The 19,523-nt window shown below is 67.2% G+C and carries 12 protein-coding genes, 1 pseudogene and 1 riboswitch; of the genes and pseudogenes, 7 read left to right on the top strand and 6 right to left on the bottom strand.

Features of this window, described 5'->3' with window-relative positions:
* Positions 1–40: 40 nt before the first annotated feature.
* The 4 genes and pseudogenes from B4U45_RS19815 to B4U45_RS19800 all read right to left on the bottom strand — a co-directional run bounded on the left by B4U45_RS19815 (position 41) and on the right by B4U45_RS19800 (position 5,636).
* Positions 41–565 (bottom strand): bifunctional adenosylcobinamide kinase/adenosylcobinamide-phosphate guanylyltransferase, encoded by a 525-nt coding sequence (locus B4U45_RS19815; RefSeq protein WP_075547146.1) that lies wholly within the window; start codon positions 563–565, stop codon positions 41–43.
* 91 nt (positions 566–656) lie between these two features.
* Positions 657–2,360 (bottom strand): PPE family protein, encoded by a 1,704-nt coding sequence (locus B4U45_RS19810; RefSeq protein WP_075547145.1) that lies wholly within the window; start codon positions 2,358–2,360, stop codon positions 657–659.
* Positions 2,361–2,502: 142 nt separating this feature from the next.
* Positions 2,503–2,683: riboswitch (cobalamin riboswitch) on the bottom strand.
* Between the two features lie 419 nt (positions 2,684–3,102).
* A pseudogene (locus B4U45_RS19805) lies at positions 3,103–4,439 on the bottom strand (HNH endonuclease signature motif containing protein).
* A 327-nt stretch (positions 4,440–4,766) separates the two neighbouring features.
* Positions 4,767–5,636: a MaoC family dehydratase gene (locus B4U45_RS19800; RefSeq protein WP_075547144.1), complete on the bottom strand. Its 870-nt coding sequence runs from the start codon at positions 5,634–5,636 to the stop codon at positions 4,767–4,769.
* A gap of 93 nt (positions 5,637–5,729) precedes the next feature.
* Here B4U45_RS19800 and B4U45_RS19795 point away from each other — a divergent pair, with 93 nt between their 5' ends.
* Together B4U45_RS19795 and B4U45_RS19790 are read left to right on the top strand one after the other, a co-directional pair.
* Complete coding sequence (locus B4U45_RS19795) at positions 5,730–6,455, top strand: histidine phosphatase family protein (RefSeq protein WP_075547143.1); 726 nt, start codon at positions 5,730–5,732, stop codon at positions 6,453–6,455.
* Between the two features lie 41 nt (positions 6,456–6,496).
* Positions 6,497–8,503 (top strand): SDR family oxidoreductase, encoded by a 2,007-nt coding sequence (locus tag B4U45_RS19790; RefSeq protein ID WP_075547142.1) that lies wholly within the window; start codon positions 6,497–6,499, stop codon positions 8,501–8,503.
* 50 nt (positions 8,504–8,553) lie between these two features.
* Here the strand turns inward: B4U45_RS19790 and cmaA1 are convergent, their stop codons facing one another.
* Entirely contained in the window at positions 8,554–9,417 is an 864-nt protein-coding gene (gene cmaA1, locus B4U45_RS19785; protein ID WP_075547141.1) for a cyclopropane mycolic acid synthase CmaA1, read from the bottom strand.
* A 33-nt stretch (positions 9,418–9,450) separates the two neighbouring features.
* Here cmaA1 and B4U45_RS19780 point away from each other — a divergent pair, with 33 nt between their 5' ends.
* Together B4U45_RS19780 and B4U45_RS19775 are read left to right on the top strand one after the other, a co-directional pair.
* Positions 9,451–10,401 (top strand): nucleoside hydrolase, encoded by a 951-nt coding sequence (locus B4U45_RS19780; protein ID WP_075547140.1) that lies wholly within the window; start codon positions 9,451–9,453, stop codon positions 10,399–10,401.
* A complete protein-coding gene (locus B4U45_RS19775) occupies positions 10,398–10,757 on the top strand; it encodes a hypothetical protein (protein ID WP_240316579.1) in 360 nt (119 codons plus the stop codon). Before B4U45_RS19780 ends, B4U45_RS19775 begins: the two co-directional genes overlap by 4 nt.
* Positions 10,758–10,824: 67 nt before the next feature.
* On the opposite strand, the gene B4U45_RS19770 is transcribed toward B4U45_RS19775, so the two are convergent.
* Positions 10,825–11,937 carry an enolase C-terminal domain-like protein gene (locus tag B4U45_RS19770; RefSeq protein WP_075547139.1) on the bottom strand — a complete coding sequence of 371 codons (1,113 nt, stop codon included), beginning with the start codon at positions 11,935–11,937 and terminating at the stop codon, positions 10,825–10,827.
* 32 nt (positions 11,938–11,969) lie between these two features.
* Between B4U45_RS19770 and B4U45_RS19765 the strand changes: the two genes are divergently transcribed.
* From B4U45_RS19765 to B4U45_RS19755, 3 genes are all read left to right on the top strand, one after another.
* Positions 11,970–13,766, top strand: coding sequence for a glycoside hydrolase family 15 protein (locus B4U45_RS19765; protein ID WP_122510403.1), 1,797 nt, complete (start codon positions 11,970–11,972; stop codon positions 13,764–13,766).
* A 147-nt stretch (positions 13,767–13,913) separates the two neighbouring features.
* On the top strand, positions 13,914–15,734 hold the full coding sequence (locus tag B4U45_RS19760) for a thiamine pyrophosphate-requiring protein (protein WP_075547138.1): 1,821 nt from the start codon (positions 13,914–13,916) through the stop codon (positions 15,732–15,734).
* Positions 15,731–18,886 carry an FAD-binding and (Fe-S)-binding domain-containing protein gene (locus B4U45_RS19755; protein ID WP_075547137.1) on the top strand — a complete coding sequence of 1,052 codons (3,156 nt, stop codon included), beginning with the start codon at positions 15,731–15,733 and terminating at the stop codon, positions 18,884–18,886. The genes B4U45_RS19760 and B4U45_RS19755 overlap by 4 nt, the downstream gene beginning before the upstream one ends.
* Positions 18,887–19,523: the final 637 nt, after the last annotated feature.

Raw genomic sequence — 19,523 nt, 5'->3', positions numbered from 1 at the left:
CCGGGGCACTCGACACCCGCATCGAGCGTCGCGCAATGATTCACAACTTGAGGACACGACCCGAGATCAGCAAGTGCACCTCGTCGCACACGTTTGCCACCCGTTGGTTGATCGTGCCCAGCAGATCGCGGAATATCATCCCCGAACGATGGGCGGGTACCACACCCAAGCCGACCTCATTCGTCACCACGACCGCATCGGATACTTCGGCCAGTGCCGCGCACAACTCGTCCAGTCGTTCCCCGACCGCAGCGTAGGCCTGGGCGGTCGTCGTGTTCCACAACGCCTCACGATCCATCAGAGCCGTGAGCCACGTGCCCAGGCAGTCCACCAGGACAGGGCACCGGATGTTGGACAAAGCCGTTGCGACGTCCGCGGTTTCGACCGTCAGCCAGGTCGGCGGGCGACGCGCGCGGTGTAGTGCGACCCGGGAATCCCAGTCCGGGTCGCTGCCATCGGCGCCGCGGCCCGGCGCGATGTAGACAGCCTCAACGGCAGTGGCCAACAACGCTTCGGCATGCCTGGACTTTCCCGAGCGGACGCCACCGGTGACCAGTATCCGCATCGCGTCATCGTAAGCACGTCGTTCGCAACCGATGATGGCCGTCGGGGCGGCTGGTGACGTCGATGGCTGCCCCGCCGCGACAAGATCCCCCCTACGAAGGTGGGTCATGGGGCGGCGCGGCATCGACGCCCCACGTGCCCGGCAGCATCGGCGCGCCCGGGCTGCTCGGAAATGTTTCGTTGGATAGCGTGATCAATCCTGCGGCCGGTTTGGAACCGGCCAGTTGCGTGGTTCCGGCGAACCCCAGGGGCGCTGCTCCCTGGTCTGGTGCCGCCGAGGTGGTCAGCTCGGTCGGGTCGTCGGCGTCCGGGCCCACATCCAGGTATTCATAACCGCGGCCGAGCCGTTTGGCTTTCACCCGTCGACGCCACTGCGGTCGAGGCTTTTCCTGAGGTGTGGCCGCGGCCGCCGGGGCCTCGGCGCTGTCGGGTTCTGGTGCCTTCCTTCGGGAACTGGCGGTTGTGGGCCTCTTGGCATCCGCGCTCAGCCCACCCACCAAGTAGCCGAAGTTGTCCATCCCCACACCCAGCCCGGCATCGCTCACCGGTGGCGCCGTGGGGGCCGGCGGCGGTGGTCCGGGCGTGGGCGCCGCGACGGTCACCTCCACGGACGCCTGAACCGGGGCCGTGGTCGAGCTCGGGGCGCCGGTGCCGAGGGCCGCAAGGGGCGGCGTGGTTGGTGTGACAGGTGGCGACGGTGGCGGCACGGCAGCCAGTGCCGCTAGCCCTTTGGCGCCGATCGGTGTCAGCACAGCACCGGCCGCCAACGGCACCAACGGGGCAGCCAGCAGCGGCGCCACCACCGTCAGCAGCACCGCAGTCTGCTCCAACAGCGTCTTAAGCAGCGCAATCGTGTCGGTGATGACCGTGCCGATGGCTTCGACACTGGTGAACAAAATGGTGAAACCGATCGTCACCGGGTTACCCGTAGCGAAGGCCGCGGCGAGATCTGCCCCGATAAACGCAAAGGTTTGCGACAACAGGGCCACATACGTGCCGATATCCATCGGGTAGCCGAGTGCGAACGCGATGTTCAACGGGCTCAGATAGGTAAGCGGGTTGCCGAGTATGACCAGGTAAGGGTCGATCCCCGCGAACATCGTGTGGAAGAACGGCAGGTTCGCCAGCCAATCGACAAACGGTTGAATGACGTTGTTGTAGAAGGCGGTATACATCTGCCACAGCCATTGCTCGAACTGGCGCAGCGGGTCCGCACTCGACATCCCTGCCTCAGCGGCCCTGACCAGCTCCGCGTCGGCTTTCATGATCGGCGGCGCCGGCGCGGCCTGCGGTGCGGCGCCAATAGCCGCAGTCGAGACCGCATGATAGGTGCCCATGACGGCGGCGGCCTGCACCCACATCCGTACGTAGTCGGCCTCGTTGAGCGCGATCGAGATGGTGTTGATGCCAAAGAAATTTGTCGCCGTCAATACCGCGTGCGCGGCATGGTTGGCGGCCAGCTCAGCCAACGTGGGCATCGCAGCCACTGCGGCGGTGTATGCGGTGGCCGCGGTTTGTTGGTGAGCGGCCATTGCGGCGCTGTCGGTGCTGGCCTGCGTCAGCCAATCAAGATAAGGGACATGGGCGGCCACATAGTCTTCGGCGCTCGGACCTGCCCAGCTGTCCGCCTGCGCCCCGGCCACTACCGCGGCCAGCTCGTCTGCCGTCTCGGCGTAGGCGGCGCTCAACGAATCCCATGCTGCCGCCGACGCCAGCAACGGACCCGGGCCGGGGCCGCTGCTGAGCAGCGCCGAATGGACCTCCGGGGGTGCGGCCAACCAGATGGGGGCGCTCATCGCCAGCCGCCCGCCAGTGGCCGGCGTGCGCAGTGCACCGCCGGCACCCGATCAGCGTTTGGACGAGGACGGCAACAGCCGGGCGGCCGGAAATTCGAATGCGTCATGACGGTTCGCTCTCTCCGGGGTACACCGCCCCAGGCTCGCCGGACGCGATGACGCGAGTCTCCTGGCTCTCGGATCGCCGCTCGCCTCGCCTTCCAGCCCGTGGCCGTGGCCGATGAGGGTCGCTCCCCGATTACAGTGGCGGGACCGCGCCGGTTTCGCACCGGCTTCCTGCATTCGTCATCGCCTTACGCGCAACATCATCGCACCCCGGCAGCACCGTCGCCATCCCATCGCGCACCTGCGTCTGCCGGCAAGGAGTACCCGATCTGGGGCGGCGCGGTTACCTATCCACCACACTGGGTCCAGCCCAGGGCGTTTCCCCACCTGATGTCACGGCATCAGGCGACGCCGCCGCGATGTACCCGCTCAAAGCCGGCAGCCGTAGCAGATAGCCAGCGGGACGGGCACTTTCGCCTATCAAACACCAGGGCCGGCTGAGTGGTCGCGCCCGAAAGTTCGTCGGGGGTCAGGCTGGTCCCGACGAGCACGCGCTGCGGCGCCCTGCCGGCGGTCGAGCAGAGCATGGGGTGGGCGCGTGCGGGGATCGCACACACCAATGCCCGCCGGGCTGGCTCGAAGTCGTTGTGCGCATGCGGATTCGTCGCGGGAGGTGCCCGAAGGCTGACCGACCCCGTCAATCGGGTTCGTCGTCGTCGGGCGCGAAGAGTTTCTCGGGATGATGGAAGGTGTTGACCCGCGGTTGGCCGTGATCGAGGTGGGCCGGCGGGAGCCATTCGGTGTCACCTTTTGCATTCTTGCGAGTCGTCCAACCTTTTTCGGCGAGACGATTGTCTGGGGCCAAAGGCCCCCAAAAGGCGGAGTCAGGTCGTTGATGTCGGTGCAGTGGGTGTTGCGCCAGCCCGAAACGTGATGCGCTTGGCTGTGATAGGCCGGGGCGTCGCAACCCGGCTTCGTGCAGCCACCGTGCTGGGCCAGCAGCATCAGTCGCTGCGCCAGCGAGGCGAACCGTTTGGTGTGAAACAGCGCCAAGGGCTTGGCCTGGTCGAACACCGCGAGATAGTGATGCGACGTGGCGGCCCAGCGGATCAGCTGCGACATGGGTACCCGGGTGCCCCCGCCGGTGCGGGCCCGCCCGGCGGCGGCTTCCAGATCCTTCAGCGTGGTGGTGACGACGATGGACACCGGCAGCCCGTTGTGGCTGCCCAGGTCCCCGGAGGCCAACAGCGCGCGCAGGCCGGCGATCAGCGCGTCGTGCTGGCGTTGGGGTTGGCTGCGGGTGTCGCGGCGGCCCGGGTCGGGCTCCGAGACTGGGGTGTCGTCCTCGGGATGGCACGCGCCGGGCGCGGCCAGTTTGGCCCAGGCGGCTTCGAGCAACGCCCGTAGTTCGGGGGTGATCAGGCCGCTGAGGCGCGACATACCGTCGTATTCCTGTCGACCGAGGATGAGGCCGCGTTTGCGGGCGCGTTCCTCATCGCAGTAGTCGCCATCGGGGTGCAGCAACGCCATCAACTCATGGGCGTACTTGGCCACCTGGTCGGGGCGGAAGTCACACGCCTTGCCGGCCAGATCTTTCTCGGCGGCCACGAAGGTGCCGGGGTCCACCGCGGCGGGCAGGTGGGAGACAAAGTCACGGATCACCCGGATGTGCGCGTCCCCGATCATCCCGTCGCGTTGGGCGGCGGCTGTCGCCGTCAGCTTGGGCGGCAGTGGTTCCCCGGTCAGGGCGCGACGCTCTCCGAGGTCCTCGGCCTCGGCGATCCAGCGGTTGGCTTCGCCTTTGGTGATGCGCAGCCGCTCGGCCAATGCCGCGGGGAGTTTGCCGCCAAGGTCTTCCTCGCTGGCCCGGGCGCGCAGTTGATTGATCAGCGTTTCCCGGCGTTCCAGGCGCTCCATCACCCGCAGCAGCTCCGGGGTCGTCAGCGCATCAAACGTCAACTCGCACAACTGGTCCTGGGAGTCGTCAGACGCATCGAGGACCGCCACGATCTCCTCACGCGTGCTCGCTGACATACCCCGGATTCTACGAGGGGGCACCGACACGTTCTGATCGGCGCGAAGGCCCAAACCTGTTGATATCGGCGGCGATATCGCGTTTCACGACCGAGTGCCGCCCAGCTCGCGTTACCCAAGTCACGACAGGGACGGCGCTCCGCAAACCGTGGCATCAATGTCCGCGGCGTCCGGCGCGCAGTCACCGGCACCGCGCACCAGCGTGGCCAACGCACTGACCGTATGAATCCGCGGCCCAAAGACCGCCATGAGCACACGTGGGGCGAGCCTCAGCCACGCCAGCGATGAGCTGGCACGCCAGCCCCGACGAACATACGGGCGCGACAACTACGCCACGTATTCCACCGCGCCGTCGTCGAGGACCACTCGCGCCTCGGAACCGGCCAGCCCGGACGCCTCGGTTCGATACACCGCCTTGCCCGGCTCGGTGCGCCAGATCAGCGTGGTCAGCGTCTCGCCGGGGAACACCGGCGAGCTGAACCGCGCCGCGATCGACGTGATGTTGGCGGCCACGCCGCCGCCGAGCTCGGCGACCAGCGCGCGTCCGGACACGCCGTAGGTGCACAGCCCGTGCAGGATTGGTTTGGGAAAGCCGGCCATCTCCCGCGCGAACCACGGGTCGCTGTGCAACGGGTTGCGGTCGCCGGAGAGCCGGTAGATCAACGCTTGATCCTCACGCGTGGGCAGGGCGACCCGGGCGTCGGGCTCGCGGTCGGGGAATTCCGGGGCGGCCGGCCGCTGACCCGGCTCCCCCCCGAAGCCGCCTTCGCCGCGGATCACCAGGGTGGTCAGTGTTTCGGCGATCAGCGCGCCGCTGTCCGGGTCGCTCCCGCGGCCGCGCAGCATGATGATGGCGTTCTTACCTTCGCCCTTGTCCTGGATGTCGGCCACTTCGGAGACCACCGACAACTTTCCGGCCGGCGGCAGCGGCGCATGCAGCCGCACGGTCTGCGAGCCGTGTAACAGCTTGGCCCAGTTGAACTTTCCCACCTTGCCCGCCGCCCCGAAGGCCGGGCAGCAGATCACCGCGTAGGTCGGCAGCACCTGCTGGGCAATACCGTGGCTGTTCTCCGTCGTGAACGACAGGTCCTCGGTCCCGGCACCCACTCCGAGTGCGTAGAGCAACGTTTCCCGGTCGGTCCATTCGAACAACATCGGCTCGGTCACCGCACCGACGGCGCCGGGGTCAATGGCCATGCGAGTCTCCTCTCGATTCCAAATCGAAGCTTTTCCGCACTCAACCATCGCAAACCCTTCCCAGCGACGGCATCGGCAGGGCAGGCTATCGCCATGGCCAAGCGCACCATGATCTGGAAGATGACCTGGAAAACCTCCCACGTCCTAGCTGTGCTCGCCTCGGTCATGATCGTCGGCGCCTGCGGCGGCGGCGGCACGCAGGCCCGCAACATCACCGTGACCTTCATCCGCAACGCGCAATCGCAGGCCAACGCCGACGGAGTGATCAACACCGAGATACCCGGCACCGGGCTCACTGCCGACGGCAAGGGACAAGCCCAGCAGCTCGCCCATCAGGTCGCGCACAACGAATTCGACAGCATCTACTCCTCGCCGATGGCCGAAGCCCAGCAGACCGCCGCACCGTTGGCAAGCGAGATGGGCAAGCAGGTCGAGATCATCGACGATCTGCAGTCCATCAATGCCGGCTGGTACAACGGCGAACCCGAATCAAGGGCCAACTCGACGTATCTGCTGGCGCCTACGGGTTGGATCAACGGCGATGCCACGCACTGCATCCCGGGGTCGATCACCGGCGACCAATTCAACAGCCGGTTCAGCAGTGCCATTCGCAAGATCTACGACAGCGGCCACAACAAGCCGGTGGTGTTCTCCCAGGGCACGGCGATCATGGTGTGGACGCTGATGAACGTGAAGAACCCCAAGCTCAACCTGTTGAACAACCATCCGCTGCCCAACATCGGTCGGGTCGTGGTCACCGGCAACCCGATCGACGGCTGGAAGCTGGTGGACTGGGATGGCATCCGCAACTTCACCTGACCGGTTGACGGGTGCTGCCGCCAGCCGCCACGATGGGCTGCATGCGATATGTCGTTACCGGCGGTACCGGGTTTATTGGTCGCCGGGTCATCTCCCGGCTGCTCGATACCCGGCCCGACGCGCAGGTGTGGGTGCTGGTCCGCCGTCAGTCGCTGGGACGTTTCGAGCGCCTGGCGGCCGACTGGAGTGAGCGGGTCAAGCCGCTGGTCGGCGAGCTTCCGGAACTCGCGCTGAGCGATGAGACGCTCGACGAGCTGGGCCGGGTGGACCATGTCGTGCACTGCGCGGCGATCGGCCACCGCACCGCCATCACCGCGGGCGAGCCCGAGCAGCGCGCCACCAACGTGGCGGGCACCCGGGCCGTCAGCGAATTGGCGCGACGGCTGGACGCCACCTTCCACCACATGTCGTCGATCGCGGTGGCCGGCGACTTCGCCGGCGAGTACACCGAGGACGACTTCGACGTCGGCCAACCGCTGCCCACGCCGTATCACCGAACGAAGTTCGAAGCCGAGCAGCTGGTGCGCTCGGCGCCCGGGCTGCGCTACCGCATCTACCGCCCGGCGGTGGTGGTGGGCGATTCGCGCACCGGCGAGATGGACAAGGTCGACGGGCCGTACTACTTCTTCGGGGTGCTGGCCAAGTTGGCGCTACTGCCCACGCTGACCCCGATCCTGTTGCCCGACAACGGACGCACCAACATCGTCCCGGTCGACTATGTCGTAGACGCGCTGGTGGCGCTGATGCACGCCGACGGTCTCGATGGTCGGACGTTTCACCTCACCGCACCGAAAACCATTGGCCTGCGCGGCATTTACCGCGGCGTAGCCCCGGCGGCCGGGCTGCCGCCGCTACGCGGGACACTGCCCCGCTCGGTGGCCGCCCCGGTGCTGAAGGTGCGCGGGCGGGCCAAGGTGCTGCGCAACATGGCCGCCGCCCAGCTCGGCATCCCCGCCGAAATCTTCGGCCTGGTCGACCTCCAGCCCACCTTCGCCGCCGACGAAACCCGGAAGGCGTTGCACGGCACCGGGATCGAAGTTCCCGAGTTCGCGGCGTATGCACCCCGGCTGTGGCGGTACTGGGCGCAGCACCTCGATCCCGATCGCGCCCGCCGCGACGATCCACGAGGACCGCTGCATGGCCGGCACGTCGTCATCACCGGGGCCTCCAGCGGCATCGGGCGGGCGTCGGCCATCGCCGTCGCGCAGCGCGGCGCAACGGTGTTCGCGCTGGCCCGCAACGCCGACGCGCTGGACCGGCTGGTGGCCGAGATCCGGGCAAGCGGCGGGCAGGCGCACGCCTTCACCTGCGATGTCACCGACTCGACGTCGGTGGAGCACACCGTCAAAGACATCCTGGGCCGCTTCGGCCATGTCGACTATCTGGTGAACAACGCCGGCCGGTCGATTCGCCGCTCGGTGGTCAACTCCACCGACCGCCTCCACGACTACGAACGGGTCATGGCGGTCAACTACTTCGGCGCGGTGCGGATGGTGCTGGCGCTGCTGCCCCACTGGCGCGAGCGCCGGTTCGGTCACGTGGTCAACGTCTCCAGCGCCGGGGTGCAGGCCCGCAACCCGAAGTACAGCTCGTATCTGCCCAGCAAGGCGGCGCTGGACGCGTTCGCCGACGTGGTCGCCTCCGAGACGCTCTCCGACCACATCACCTTCACCAACATCCACATGCCGCTGGTGGCCACACCCATGATCACCCCGTCACAGCGGCTCAACCCGATGCGGGCGATCAGCGCTGAGCATGCGGCGGCCATGGTGGTGCGCGCGCTGATCGAGAAGCCGGCGCGGATCGACACCCCGCTGGGCACGCTGGCCGAGGCCGGCAACCACTTCGCGCCCAAGGTTTCGCGGCGCATTCTGCACCAGCTGTACCTGGGCTACCCCGATTCGGCTGCGGCTCAAGGACTGCCGTCCGCCCCGGCGATGCCCCCGAGACGTATGCCGAAGCGCCCGGCGCGTGCCGTCACCGGCGGCATCCGGACACCCCGGCCGGTCCGGCAGCTGGCACGGTTGGTGCCCGGCCTGCATTGGTAGACCGACGGTTCGGCGGCTTCAACGGCGCCGGATCGCGGTAGCAGCGGATGTCACATCGCACAGGTAAATTGGTTGACGTCGATGTACCCGATGCGGAACATTTCGGCGCAGCCGGTCAGATACTTCAGGTATCGCTCGTAGACTTCCCGCGATTGCAGGGCAATGGCCTGGTCTTGGTGGGCCTGCAATGCCGCCGACCAGATGTCGAGGGTTTTCGCGTAGTGCGGCTGTAACGACTGAACCCGGGTGACGGTGAAACCGTTTGCGGTGGCGCGTTCTTGGACCATTGGGATCGACGGCAGCCGCCCGCCCGGAAAGATCTCGGTGACAATGAATTTGAGGAACCGGGCGAAGGTGAACGACATCGGCAGGCCGCGTTCGTGTATTTCTTTCGGGTGCAGCCCGGTGATGGTGTGCAGCAGCATGATGCCGTCATCGGGTAACAGCCGGTGCGCCAGCGCGAAGAACGCGTCGTAGCGCTCATGCCCGAAATGCTCGAAGGCGCCGATGCTGACGATCCGGTCCACGGGCTCGTCGAACTGCTCCCAGCCCTGCAGCAATACCCGCTGGATGCGCGGGCTTTCCGAGGTGGCGATCAATTGCTCGACATGGCGGGCCTGGTTGCGGCTCAGGGTGAGACCGACAACGTTGACGTCGTAGGTGTGCACCGCGCGCATCATGGTGGCGCCCCAACCGCAGCCAACGTCGAGCAATGTCATGCCCGGCTGTAATCCAAGCTTGCCTAGCGCCAAGTCGATCTTGGCGATCTGCGCCTCTTCCAGTGTCATGTCGTCGCGCTCGAAATACGCGCAGCTGTAGGTCTGGGTCGGGTCGAGGAACAGCCGGAAGAAGTCGTCGGACAGGTCGTAATGCGCCTGCACATCCTCGAAGTGTGGTTTCAGATCATCGGGCATTGGGTCAGCCTAATCGGGCGTATCCTTACCGCGGTGAGCGCGGTTTTCGCCGACGTCGACACCGGCATCGACGACGCGCTCGCCTTGATCTATGTGCTGGCCAGCGCCGACGCGGATCTGGTCGGTATCGCATCGACCGGCGGCAACGTCGGTGTGGACCAGGTGTGCGCCAACAACCTGGGCTTGCTCGAATTGTGCCGCGCCCCCCACATACCGGTGTCCAAAGGCGCCGACCATCCAAGCCGTGGAAACATCCACGGCCCCAAGGGTTTAGGCTATGCCGAACTGCCGGCCACCGATCGCGGGGCCACCGGTCACGATGCCGCGACGGCGTGGGTGCACGCAGCGCACAACCATCGCGGGGACCTGATCGGACTGGTCACCGGCCCGCTGACCAACCTGGCGCTGGCGCTGCGCGCCGCACCGCAGCTGCCGAAACTGTTGCGCCGGCTGGTGATCATGGGCGGCGCTTTCGAAGGCGAGACGGCCGCCGAGTGGAACATCAAGGCAGACCCCGAGGCAGCAGCCCAGGTGTTGGCCGCATGGTCCGCTGAAGCCGTTGAGCCGCAAGCGCTTCCGATCCTCTGCAGCGTGGACCTCACCCGGCAGGTGGCGATGACGCCGCAAATCCTGGCCCGGCTGACGGCAGCCTGCGGCCGGTCGGTTCCGTTGACCCGGTTCATCGAGGACACCATGCGGTTCTACTTCGAGTCTCACCGGGACCGCGGATGCGGGTATCTGGCGTACCTGCACGATCCGCTGGCCGCCGCGATCGCCCTGGATCCCGAACTGGTCACCACCCGGCGCGCCACTGTCGACGTCGACGTGACCGAAACCCCGGCCCGCGGCAGAGCGGTGCCCGACTGGTCGGGAAAGCGAGCACCCAACGCGCAGGTCGGCATCGACGTCGACCCGGGGGTGTTCTTCGACCGGTTCGTCGCGCGGGTTGGAACGTTCGCGCGCCGGGTAACTGGGAGCACATGAAAGTTCGCCGCATCGAGCTGCTGCGCGCCGGGTGGGGCGCCGTGCTGCTCACCGCCCCCACTGTGGTGCTGAACCGGATTCACGGGGTTCACGTCGATCGGAAAGCAGTCGTCGTCACCCGGGTGCTGGGGGCACGTCACCTGGTGCAGGCACTGGCGTCGGGTCTGGATCCCAGCCCGGTGATGCTGGCGGCCGGCGTGTGGGTCGACACGGTGCACTCGCTGACCGCATTCGGGCTGGCCGCGCTCGACCGTCGCCGAATCCGTGGCGGTGTCGCCGACGGGCTCGTCGCGGCAGTCTGGGCGGGGCTGGGCTGGCATCACCTCTACACCACGCGAGGGACGCGCCCAGCGTGACGTCACTGCGAGTTTCGCGCGGAATTTTCGCAGTGACGTCACGCTCGGCGGCCAGCGCGGCGCGACGTCACGCGACCCGATAGTCCTCCAGATCGGCGTGTTTGACCGTCAAGCCGTGCCCGGGCGCGCCGCGGTCCGGACGCAGTAGACCGTCGGGTTCGGGGTCGATGGTGCCGTCGAACGCCAGTCCCTCGATGCGCACATGGTCGTGGAAGTACTCCAAGTGGCGCAGGTGCCACACGGCGGTGCCGACGTGGGCGCTGATCTGTGGGGCGCAGTGCAGCGAGAGGTCCATGCCGCGCGCGTCGCACAGCGCGGCGACCTTGAGGACACCGGTGATGCCGAGGGCGCGGGTGACGTCGGCCTGTAGGCAGTCCACTGCGCCCGCAGCCAGCATCTGGTGGAAATACGGGAGCTGATAGCCGTATTCGCCGGCGGCGATGTCCATGCCGGCCGGTCCGTGCTCGCACAGCCGGCGCAGGCCGTCGAGATCGTCGGAGCTGACCGGCTCTTCGAACCACCGCACGTCGTAGTCGGCGAAGCGCCGCGCCCACAGCAGCGCTTGTTTGCGGTGGTAGGCGCCGTTGGCGTCGACGAACAGTTCGGCGTCGTCGCCGATGGCCGACCGGGCCGCCGCCACCCGGCCCAGGTCGGCATCCGGGTCGCTACCCACCTTCATCTTGATCCGCGGAATGCCGGCCTCGACCCACCCGCACAGCTGTGCGCGCAGCGTGTCGTTGTCGTAAGAAGTGAAGCCGCCGCTGCCGTAAACCGGGGTGGCGTCGTGGACCGCGCCGAGCGCGACAACCAGCGGTTCGTCGAGCAACCGCGCCCGTAAGTCCCACAGGGCGATGTCGACCGCCGAGATCGCACAGGCCACCACGCCCGGCTTGCCCAGGTTACGCACCGCATGCTGCATCTGCGCCCACCTGGCCGGCGGCTGCAAGGCGTCGGCACCGGTCACGACGTCGGCGAGCTTGGCGCCCACCGCCGTCGCCACCGCGGTGCCGCCGTAGGTGTAACCGGTGCCCACCTGGCCGCCGGCCCGCACACTCACCAGGACGAAAGTGGTCGAGTCCCAGGCCAGGGTGCCATCGGACTCCGGGGCGTCGGTGGGAATCGTGTAGGCGGAGGCCTCGACGGATTCGACTGGGATGGGTTCACCCGCGCGCAATGTCATGCCCGGGTGACTACCCGCAACCCAAACGGGGTATGCCGCTTCGCGTGGACGACAGACCACCGGTGGCCGAACTGCTGTCGCCGCATGTGTTGCGCGAATACGCGCTGCTCGCCGACGGGGAACGCGGAATCATCATCGGACCGCGAGGGGACTGCTGCTGGATGTGCCTGCCGCGGTGGGACAGCCCGGCGGTGTTCGGCTCGCTGCTGGGCGGCAACGGGGTGTACGCCGTCTCGCCGGATCATCCGCGGTTCGTGTGGGGCGGACGATACGAGCAGGGGTCACTGATCTGGCGGTCGCGCTGGGTGACCACCGACGGGATCGTCGAGTGCCGGGAGGCGCTGGCGTTCCCCGGGGACCCGCGCACGGCGGTGGTGTTGCGCCGCATCCGCGCCCTGGACCGGCCGGCGCGGATGCGGGTCGCGCTCGACGTGCGCGCCGGCTTCGGCGCCACGCCGATGTCGGGGTTGCGCTGCCGCGACGGGGTGTGGACCGGGCGCTCGGGGCCGCACCGGTTCCGCTGGACCGGGGCCGGCGATGCCACCCGAAGCGGCGACGGCCCGCTGCAGGCGGTGATCGAGGTGGTTCCCGGACGCGATCACGACCTGGTCCTCGAGCTGTCCGATCAGCAACTGCCCACCGCCGCCGCCCGGCCCAACGACGCTTGGCGGGACACCGAAAGTGCTTGGGCGGCAGCGGTTCCGACCATATCGGGCTCGTTGGCCGACGCCGACGCGCAGACCGCCTACGCGGTGTTGCGCGGAATGACCAGCAGCGGCGGGGGCATGGTGGCCGCGGCCACCATGTCGCTGCCGGAACGGGCCGAGCAGGGCCGCAACTACGACTACCGCTATTGCTGGATCCGCGACCAGTGCTACGCCGGACAAGCTGTCGCCGCCGCCGGAGCCCACCCGTTGATCGACGACGCCGTCGGGTTCGTCAGCGAACGCGTCCTGGCCGACGGTCCCGGCCTCAAGCCGGCCTACTGCATCACCGGCGACCTGGTGCCCGAAGAACAGGACCTGGATCTGCCGGGCTACCCCGGCGGCACCGTCAAGACCGGCAATTGGGTGACCGACCAATTCCAGCTGGACGCATTCGGTGAGGCGCTGCTGTTGCTGGCCGCCGCCGGGCGCCTCGATCGGCTGGACACCGGGCATTGGCGCGCCGTGCAGACCCTGGTGGAGTCCATCGAAAGGCGCTGGCGCGAACCCGACGCCGGAATATGGGAGATTGACGACCGGCGTTGGGCTCATTCCCGGCTGACGTGTGCGGCGGGGCTGCGGCGTATCAGCGAGGTGGCGCCGCCGCGGCAGGGCTCGCAATGGCAGCGTCTGGCCGATCAGCTTGTCGCCGATACCAATTCCGATTGCTTGCACCGCTACGGACGCTGGCAACGGGCGCCGGATGATCCGCGAATCGATGCGGCGCTGCTGATACCGTCGATTCGCGGCGCGATCCCGGCGACCGATCCGCGAAGCGTCGCCACTGTGGAGGCGGTACGCACCGACCTCGGCCGGCACGGGTTCGTGTACCGGTTCCAACCGGGCGAGCAACCACTCGGCGAAGCCGAGGGCGCCTTTCTGCTCTGCGGATTCCTGATGGCGCTGGCCGATCATCAGCAGGGCAACAACCTGGCGGCCGTGCGCTGGTTCGAACGAAACCGCACCGCCTGCGGTCCGCCCGGCCTGTTCACCGAGGAATTCGACATCGGTCAGCGCCAACTGCGCGGCAACCTGCCCCAGGCCTTCGTCCATGCGCTGTTGTTCGAAGCGGCGCATCGGCTGACCGACGGGTACGGGCCATGCGTCGGCACCGGGACCGGATAACTCGGCCATCTGGGCCGTTTGACTCGCGAAGCGACGGGTAGACCCACATTGTGACCACCGGCAATCGTCGCCGCTGCAAGTTCCCCGACCGGTCGGCGGTGACGATCCGGTGGTCCACCCGCGTAGTTGCCGAACCGGAGGAGCACCATGCCCAAGACCGCCGACTTTATCGTTGATCGCCTGCGACAGTGGGGAATTCACCGAATCTTCGGATACCCCGGCGACGGGATCTTATCGATGCTCGGCGCTTTGGACCGGGCCGGCGGCGACCCGGAACTGATCCAGCCGCGCCACGAGGAGATGGCCGCCTTCATGGCCACGGCGCACGCCAAGTTCACCGGCGAGATCGGCTGCTGCCTGGCCACCTCCGGCGGCGGGGCCATCCATCTGCTCAACGGCCTCTACGACGCCAAGCTCGACCACTATCCGGTGGTCGCCATCGTCGGTCAGCAGAAGCGGATGTCACTCGGCGCGGCGTTCCAGCAGGAGATCGACCCGAATTCGCTGTACAAGGACGTCTCCTCGGACTTCGTCCAGACCTGCATGGCACCCGAACAGGCGCGGCATCTGGTGGATCGAGCATGCAAGGTGGCGCTGAACAACCGGACGGTGGCGACCATCATCCTGCCCGAGGATGTGGGTGAATCCGACGCGGTGCCCTCGCCGCCGCGGATGCACGGCGCGGTGTTCAGCAGCATCGGCTGGACCAAGCCCCGGGTGATTCCGCCGAAGTCCGAACTCGAGAAGGCGGCGCAGATCCTCAACGCCGGGCACAAGGTGGCGATCGTCGTCGGGCAGGGTGCGGCCGAGGCCGCCGACGAGGTCGTGCAGGCGGCGGAATTGCTCGGCGCCGGGGTGGCCAAGAGTTCGCTGGGCCGTGCCGTGCTCCCCGACGACCTGCCCTATGTCACCGGCCCGATCGGGCTGTTGGGTTCCACCGCCAGCCAGGCCATGATGTCGGACGCCGACACCCTGTTCTTCATCGGCACCAGCTTCCCCTACGCGGAATGGTTACCCAAGGAGGGGCAATGCCGCGGCGTCGAGATCAATATCGACGGCCGGATGATCGGAACCCGTTACCCGATGGAGGCCAACCTGGTCGGGGACTCCAAAAACACGCTGCGCGAGCTGATTCCGCTGCTGCAACGCAAGGACGACAGGTCGTGGCAAGACAAGATCGAAAAAGAGGTCAAACAGTGGTGGGCGGTGCTGGACAAGCGGGCCCACGACAAGGCCGATCCGCTGAACCCGGAGCTGGTGGTGCACGAGCTGTCGAAGCGGTTGCCCGACAACGCGATCCTGACCACCGACGCGGGTTCGGTCGCCAACTGGTGGGCCCGCCACCTGCGGCTGCGCCCGGGCATGGCCGCTTCGCTGGCCGGCAATCTGGCCACCATGGGACCGGGCACGCCGTATGCGATCAGCGCCAAACTGGCCCATCCCGGACGTCCGGTGATCGCGCTGGTCGGTGACGGCGTGTTCCAGATGAACGGGCTGGCCGAGATGATCACCGTCAAGCGCTATAAGGACCGGCTTTCCGACGGCCCGCTGATCTTCTGCGTCTTCAACAACGAAGACCTCAATCAGGTGACCTGGGAGCAGCGGGCGATGGGCGGAGAGCCGAAATTCGAAGGATCCCAATATATTCCAGACGTGCCCTACGCGGAGTTCGCGAACCTGCTGGGGCTGACGGGGATTCGCTGCGACGACCCGGCCAAGATCGGCCAGGCCTGGGACCGGGCGCTGGCGGCCAGCACTCCGGTGGTGCTGGAGGTGGTCGTCGACAAGGACATTCCACCCGTCCCGCCGCACATCAAGACGATGATGGCGAAAAAGACCGCCAAGGCGGTGCTGAAAGACCCGGACCGGGTCAGCATCACCAAGAAGGGCGCCAAGCAGAAAATGCACGAGTTCACCGAGTCGATCAAAAGCGTTGGCGGGCGGAGCTCTGAGGACGGGGAGGAATGAGCCTGCTTCGCGCCGACCAGGAGCGGACGATCCCGGCCCGGCCGGACAGCCGTTTCGTGGCCGGAATGGCCACCGTCGACAAGGTCAACGTCACCGGGCTGGAAAACCAGCTACGCCGCCATGTCAGCGGCGAAGTGCGCTTCGACACCGCCACGTTGGCGATGTACGCCAACGACGCGTCGAACTTCCGTCAGGTTCCGATCGGTGTGGTGATCCCCAAGACGCTCGACGACGTCGTGCACACGATCCGGGCCTGTCACGCCTACCACGCCCCGGTGCTGTGCCGCGGCGGCGGGACGAGCCTTTCCGGTGAGACGGTCAATGTCGCTGTGGTGATCGACTTTTCGAAATATCTCACCGACATCGTCGACATCGACCCGCAGTGCCGGCTGGCCACCGCGCAGACCGGAGTGATCAACGAGCAGCTCAACAAGGCCACCGGCGAATACGGATTGGTGTTCGGCCCCGACCCGTCGTCGCATTCGCGGTGCACGCTGGGCGGCAACATCGGCAACAACTCGTGCGGCGTACACTCGATCCAATCGCAGTTCTACGGGCCGGGACCGCGAACGTCGGACAACACCTATGCGCTCGACATCGTCACTTACGAGGGCGCGCGGTTCACCGTCGGCGTCGACGAGGAAAAGGATCTGGACGCGATCATCGCCGCGGGCGGCCGCAAGGGCGAAATCTATGCGGCGCTACGGGATTTGCGTAACGAGTACGCCGACGACATCCGCAACGGCTTCCCCTCGGTGGACGAGCTGCCGCGGCGGGTTTCCGGCTACAACCTCGACGAGTTGCTGCCCGAGAAGGGATTCAACGTTGCCCGCGCTCTGGTCGGCACCGAAAGTACCTGTGCGGTAGCGCTTACCGCCACGGTGATGCTCACCCCGGCCATGACGCACCGCACCGTGGTCGTGGTCCACTTCGAATCCCTCGGCGAGGCCGGCGACATGGCGCCGGAGATGATGGAGTGGAAACCGATCGGCCTCGAGGCCGTCGACCATCTGCTGGTGCATGATCAGGAATTGACCGGCACCAACCCGGCCGGCCGCGCGGCCTTACCGCGTCCGGACTCCACCGGCGCCTGGCTGATGGTGCAGTTCGGCTCCGACGATCCTGGCGAATCACTGGACCGCGCCGAAGAATTCGTGCGGTGGCTGAGGAAGAAAAAGCGGGTCGATGACGACCGCATCGTGCTGGCCCGCAGCAAGCAGGACGGCGGCAACAGCGCCGAGCTCTGGGCAATCCGCGAGGCCGGCCTGGGGTCCACCGCTTTTCCCATCGACAGCGGCAACCACTGGCCGGGCTGGGAGGACTCCGCGGTACCGTGGCGGCGCGTCGGCGACTATGTGCGCGATCTACAACAGCTGTACGCCAAGTACCAGCTGCGCGGCGCCATGTATGGACACCTCGGTCAGGGATGCATCCACTCCCGGGTGAAGTTCGACCTGCGCCACCGGGACGGGCTGCAGACCTATCGCAATTTCCTGGAAGCCGCCGGCGATCTGGTGGCCTCCTACGGCGGCTCGATGTCCGGCGAGCACGGTGACGGGCAACAGCGCGCCGAACTGCTCGGCAAGCAGTACGGCCCGCGGCTGCTCGAAGCGATGCGAAAATTCAAACTGATCTGGGATCCCGAGTGGAAGATGAACCCGGGCAAGGTGATAGATCCCTATCGGTTCGACGAGAACCTCAAGCTGGGCACCGACTACAACCCGCCGCGGCCCAAGGTGAAGTTCGCCTACCCCGAGGACCATGGCGATTTCTCGCATGCGGCGCTGCGCTGCGTCGGGGTCGGCAAGTGCCGGGTGCCCGAGGCGCAGACCACCATGTGCCCCAGTTATCAGGTGACCAGGGAAGAGAAGCACTCTACCCGCGGACGGGCCCGGCTGCTGTTCGAAATGCTGCGCGGCGAGGTGATCACCGACGGATGGCAGTCTGCCGAGGTGGCCGACGCACTGGATCTGTGCCTGGCGTGTAAGGGCTGCACCAGCGACTGTCCGGTCGACGTGGACATTCCCACCTACAAGGCCGAATTCCTCTACCATCATTTCCGGTCGCTGCGACGCTGGCGCCCTCGGTATGCCTACGCGTTCGGGTTTATCGATCAGGCCGCCAGGTTGGCCAGTGCCATGCCGGAGTTGGCGAACTTCGCCACTCAAACGCCGGTCCTGTCCCGAATTGCCAAGGCGATAGCCGGAATCGACCGGCGTCGGCCGCTGCCCACCTTCGCGCCGATGACGCTGCAACAGTGGTTTTTCGCCCGACCAGTGGTCAACTCCGGGGGTCCGCGTGTCATCCTGTTTCCCGATACCTTCAACAACCGGCTGCACACCGATGTCGGGGTGGCCTGCGTGCAAGCCATTGAGGCGGCCGGCTGGCAGGTCGTGATGCCCATGGGCCACATCTGTTGCGGCCGCCCGCTGTATGACTACGGCTTCCTCGACATCGCCGAGCGTTACCTGCGGCATGTCATCGGGCGGCTGCGCAGCGAAATCCGTGCTGGCACACCGATCGTCGGGATGGAGCCGAGCTGCCTGGCGGTCTTCAAAGACGAACTTCCCAAACTGCTGCCCAACGACGACGACGCGGACCGGTTGGCGCGCAACAGCTATCACTTCGCGCAGTTCTTCACCGAGTTCGACGTCGAGGTGCCCAAAGTCGCCGGCGCGCGGGCGCTGCTGTGGGGTCACTGCCACCAGCGGGCCACCGACGGGGTCGACGCCGATCAGCAAGTGCTGCGGCAGATGGGCATCGATGTCCAACCGGTCTCCGGCGGGTGCTGCGGGCTGGCCGGGTCCTGGGGATTCGAGCAAGGCAAGTACCAGCTTTCGCTCGAATGTGGCGAACAGGCGCTGTTGCCGGCCATCCGGAAAAATCGCGATGCGCTTGTGGTGGCCAACGGATTCTCCTGCCAGACCCAGATCAGCGATTCGGGATCGGCGAACGCGCTGCACCTGGGGCAACTGATGGCCATGGCCAACGCATCGGCTGACATCGGCTCCGCGGCTCCCCCGGGCCGGCCCGCGCCGGACTCGCGCACCCGCGCCACCCGGGCGGCGGTTCCGACGGCGGCGCTGGGCGCCGCAGCGGTGGGCGGCGCCGCCCTGGCGCGGAAATTTTGGACCGGCCGCCGAGCCTCCTAGGAGGGGGCCCCGCGACGGCACCGCCCGACGTATTGCATACCGCCGCTGTGACACCGATCACAGGCGACGCGGCCGGTCCGGGATGCTCGTCCTAACCGGCTCACTCGAAAATTTCATGGGCAGCACGAATGCTGCTGGTCAACAATGTCTTCTTGCGCAGCCTTGGATGCCTGGCTCTGTTTTCCGCGCGCCGATACCACACCGTCGCTCAAACCGCTCGTGCTGGCAGGCGTCCGGGAATGTCTCACGTGCTTACCGAATCGGCTGTCAGGCCGCCGGTTTCGAGTGTGCAGTGACGGCTTTGACTGTGTATCTAGGGCGGGAACCGCCGCGATCGGCCGCCCTGACGGCACACTCGGCGCCACCAGCACACACTCGGCGCCATCAGCCCCGCAACCAACCGCTTCAGCACGCGATTTCCATCTCCCCATACCGGAGCTGCTGCCCCACGACCGCTCACGGCGACAAGCCATGGCGCCCAACGGCGTCGTCGCGACGAGGTGGGCAAACTGCACACCCGCCTCGGCGCCGGGGTAGGTGTGACGGGTGTGGTGCAGCCGACTCCAGGGCGTCGCCGAGCGAACCCGCGGCGGCGACGCCGTCGCCGAGAACCGTTGCCGACCGCACGGCGGCGTCG

Origin of the sequence: Mycobacterium persicum (assembly GCF_002086915.1) — a bacterium.
GTDB lineage: Bacteria > Actinomycetota > Actinomycetes > Mycobacteriales > Mycobacteriaceae > Mycobacterium > Mycobacterium persicum.
This window is presented reverse-complemented; position numbering and strand designations above follow the sequence as displayed.

Bases quoted from the DNA above. Each gene is read 5' to 3' on its own strand.
- B4U45_RS19815 (WP_075547146.1), bottom strand. From the start codon at position 565: ATGCGGATACTGGTCACCGGTGGCGTCCGCTCGGGAAAGTCCAGGCAT.
- B4U45_RS19810 (WP_075547145.1), bottom strand. From the start codon at position 2,360: ATGAGCGCCCCCATCTGGTTGGCCGCACCCCCGGAGGTCCATTCGGCG.
- B4U45_RS19800 (WP_075547144.1), bottom strand. From the start codon at position 5,636: ATGGCCATTGACCCCGGCGCCGTCGGTGCGGTGACCGAGCCGATGTTG.
- B4U45_RS19795 (WP_075547143.1), top strand. From the start codon at position 5,730: ATGGCCAAGCGCACCATGATCTGGAAGATGACCTGGAAAACCTCCCAC.
- B4U45_RS19790 (WP_075547142.1), top strand. From the start codon at position 6,497: ATGCGATATGTCGTTACCGGCGGTACCGGGTTTATTGGTCGCCGGGTC.
- cmaA1 (WP_075547141.1), bottom strand. From the start codon at position 9,417: ATGCCCGATGATCTGAAACCACACTTCGAGGATGTGCAGGCGCATTAC.
- B4U45_RS19775 (WP_240316579.1), top strand. From the start codon at position 10,398: ATGAAAGTTCGCCGCATCGAGCTGCTGCGCGCCGGGTGGGGCGCCGTG.
- B4U45_RS19770 (WP_075547139.1), bottom strand. From the start codon at position 11,937: ATGACATTGCGCGCGGGTGAACCCATCCCAGTCGAATCCGTCGAGGCC.
- B4U45_RS19765 (WP_122510403.1), top strand. From the start codon at position 11,970: ATGCCGCTTCGCGTGGACGACAGACCACCGGTGGCCGAACTGCTGTCG.
- B4U45_RS19760 (WP_075547138.1), top strand. From the start codon at position 13,914: ATGCCCAAGACCGCCGACTTTATCGTTGATCGCCTGCGACAGTGGGGA.
- B4U45_RS19755 (WP_075547137.1), top strand. From the start codon at position 15,731: ATGAGCCTGCTTCGCGCCGACCAGGAGCGGACGATCCCGGCCCGGCCG.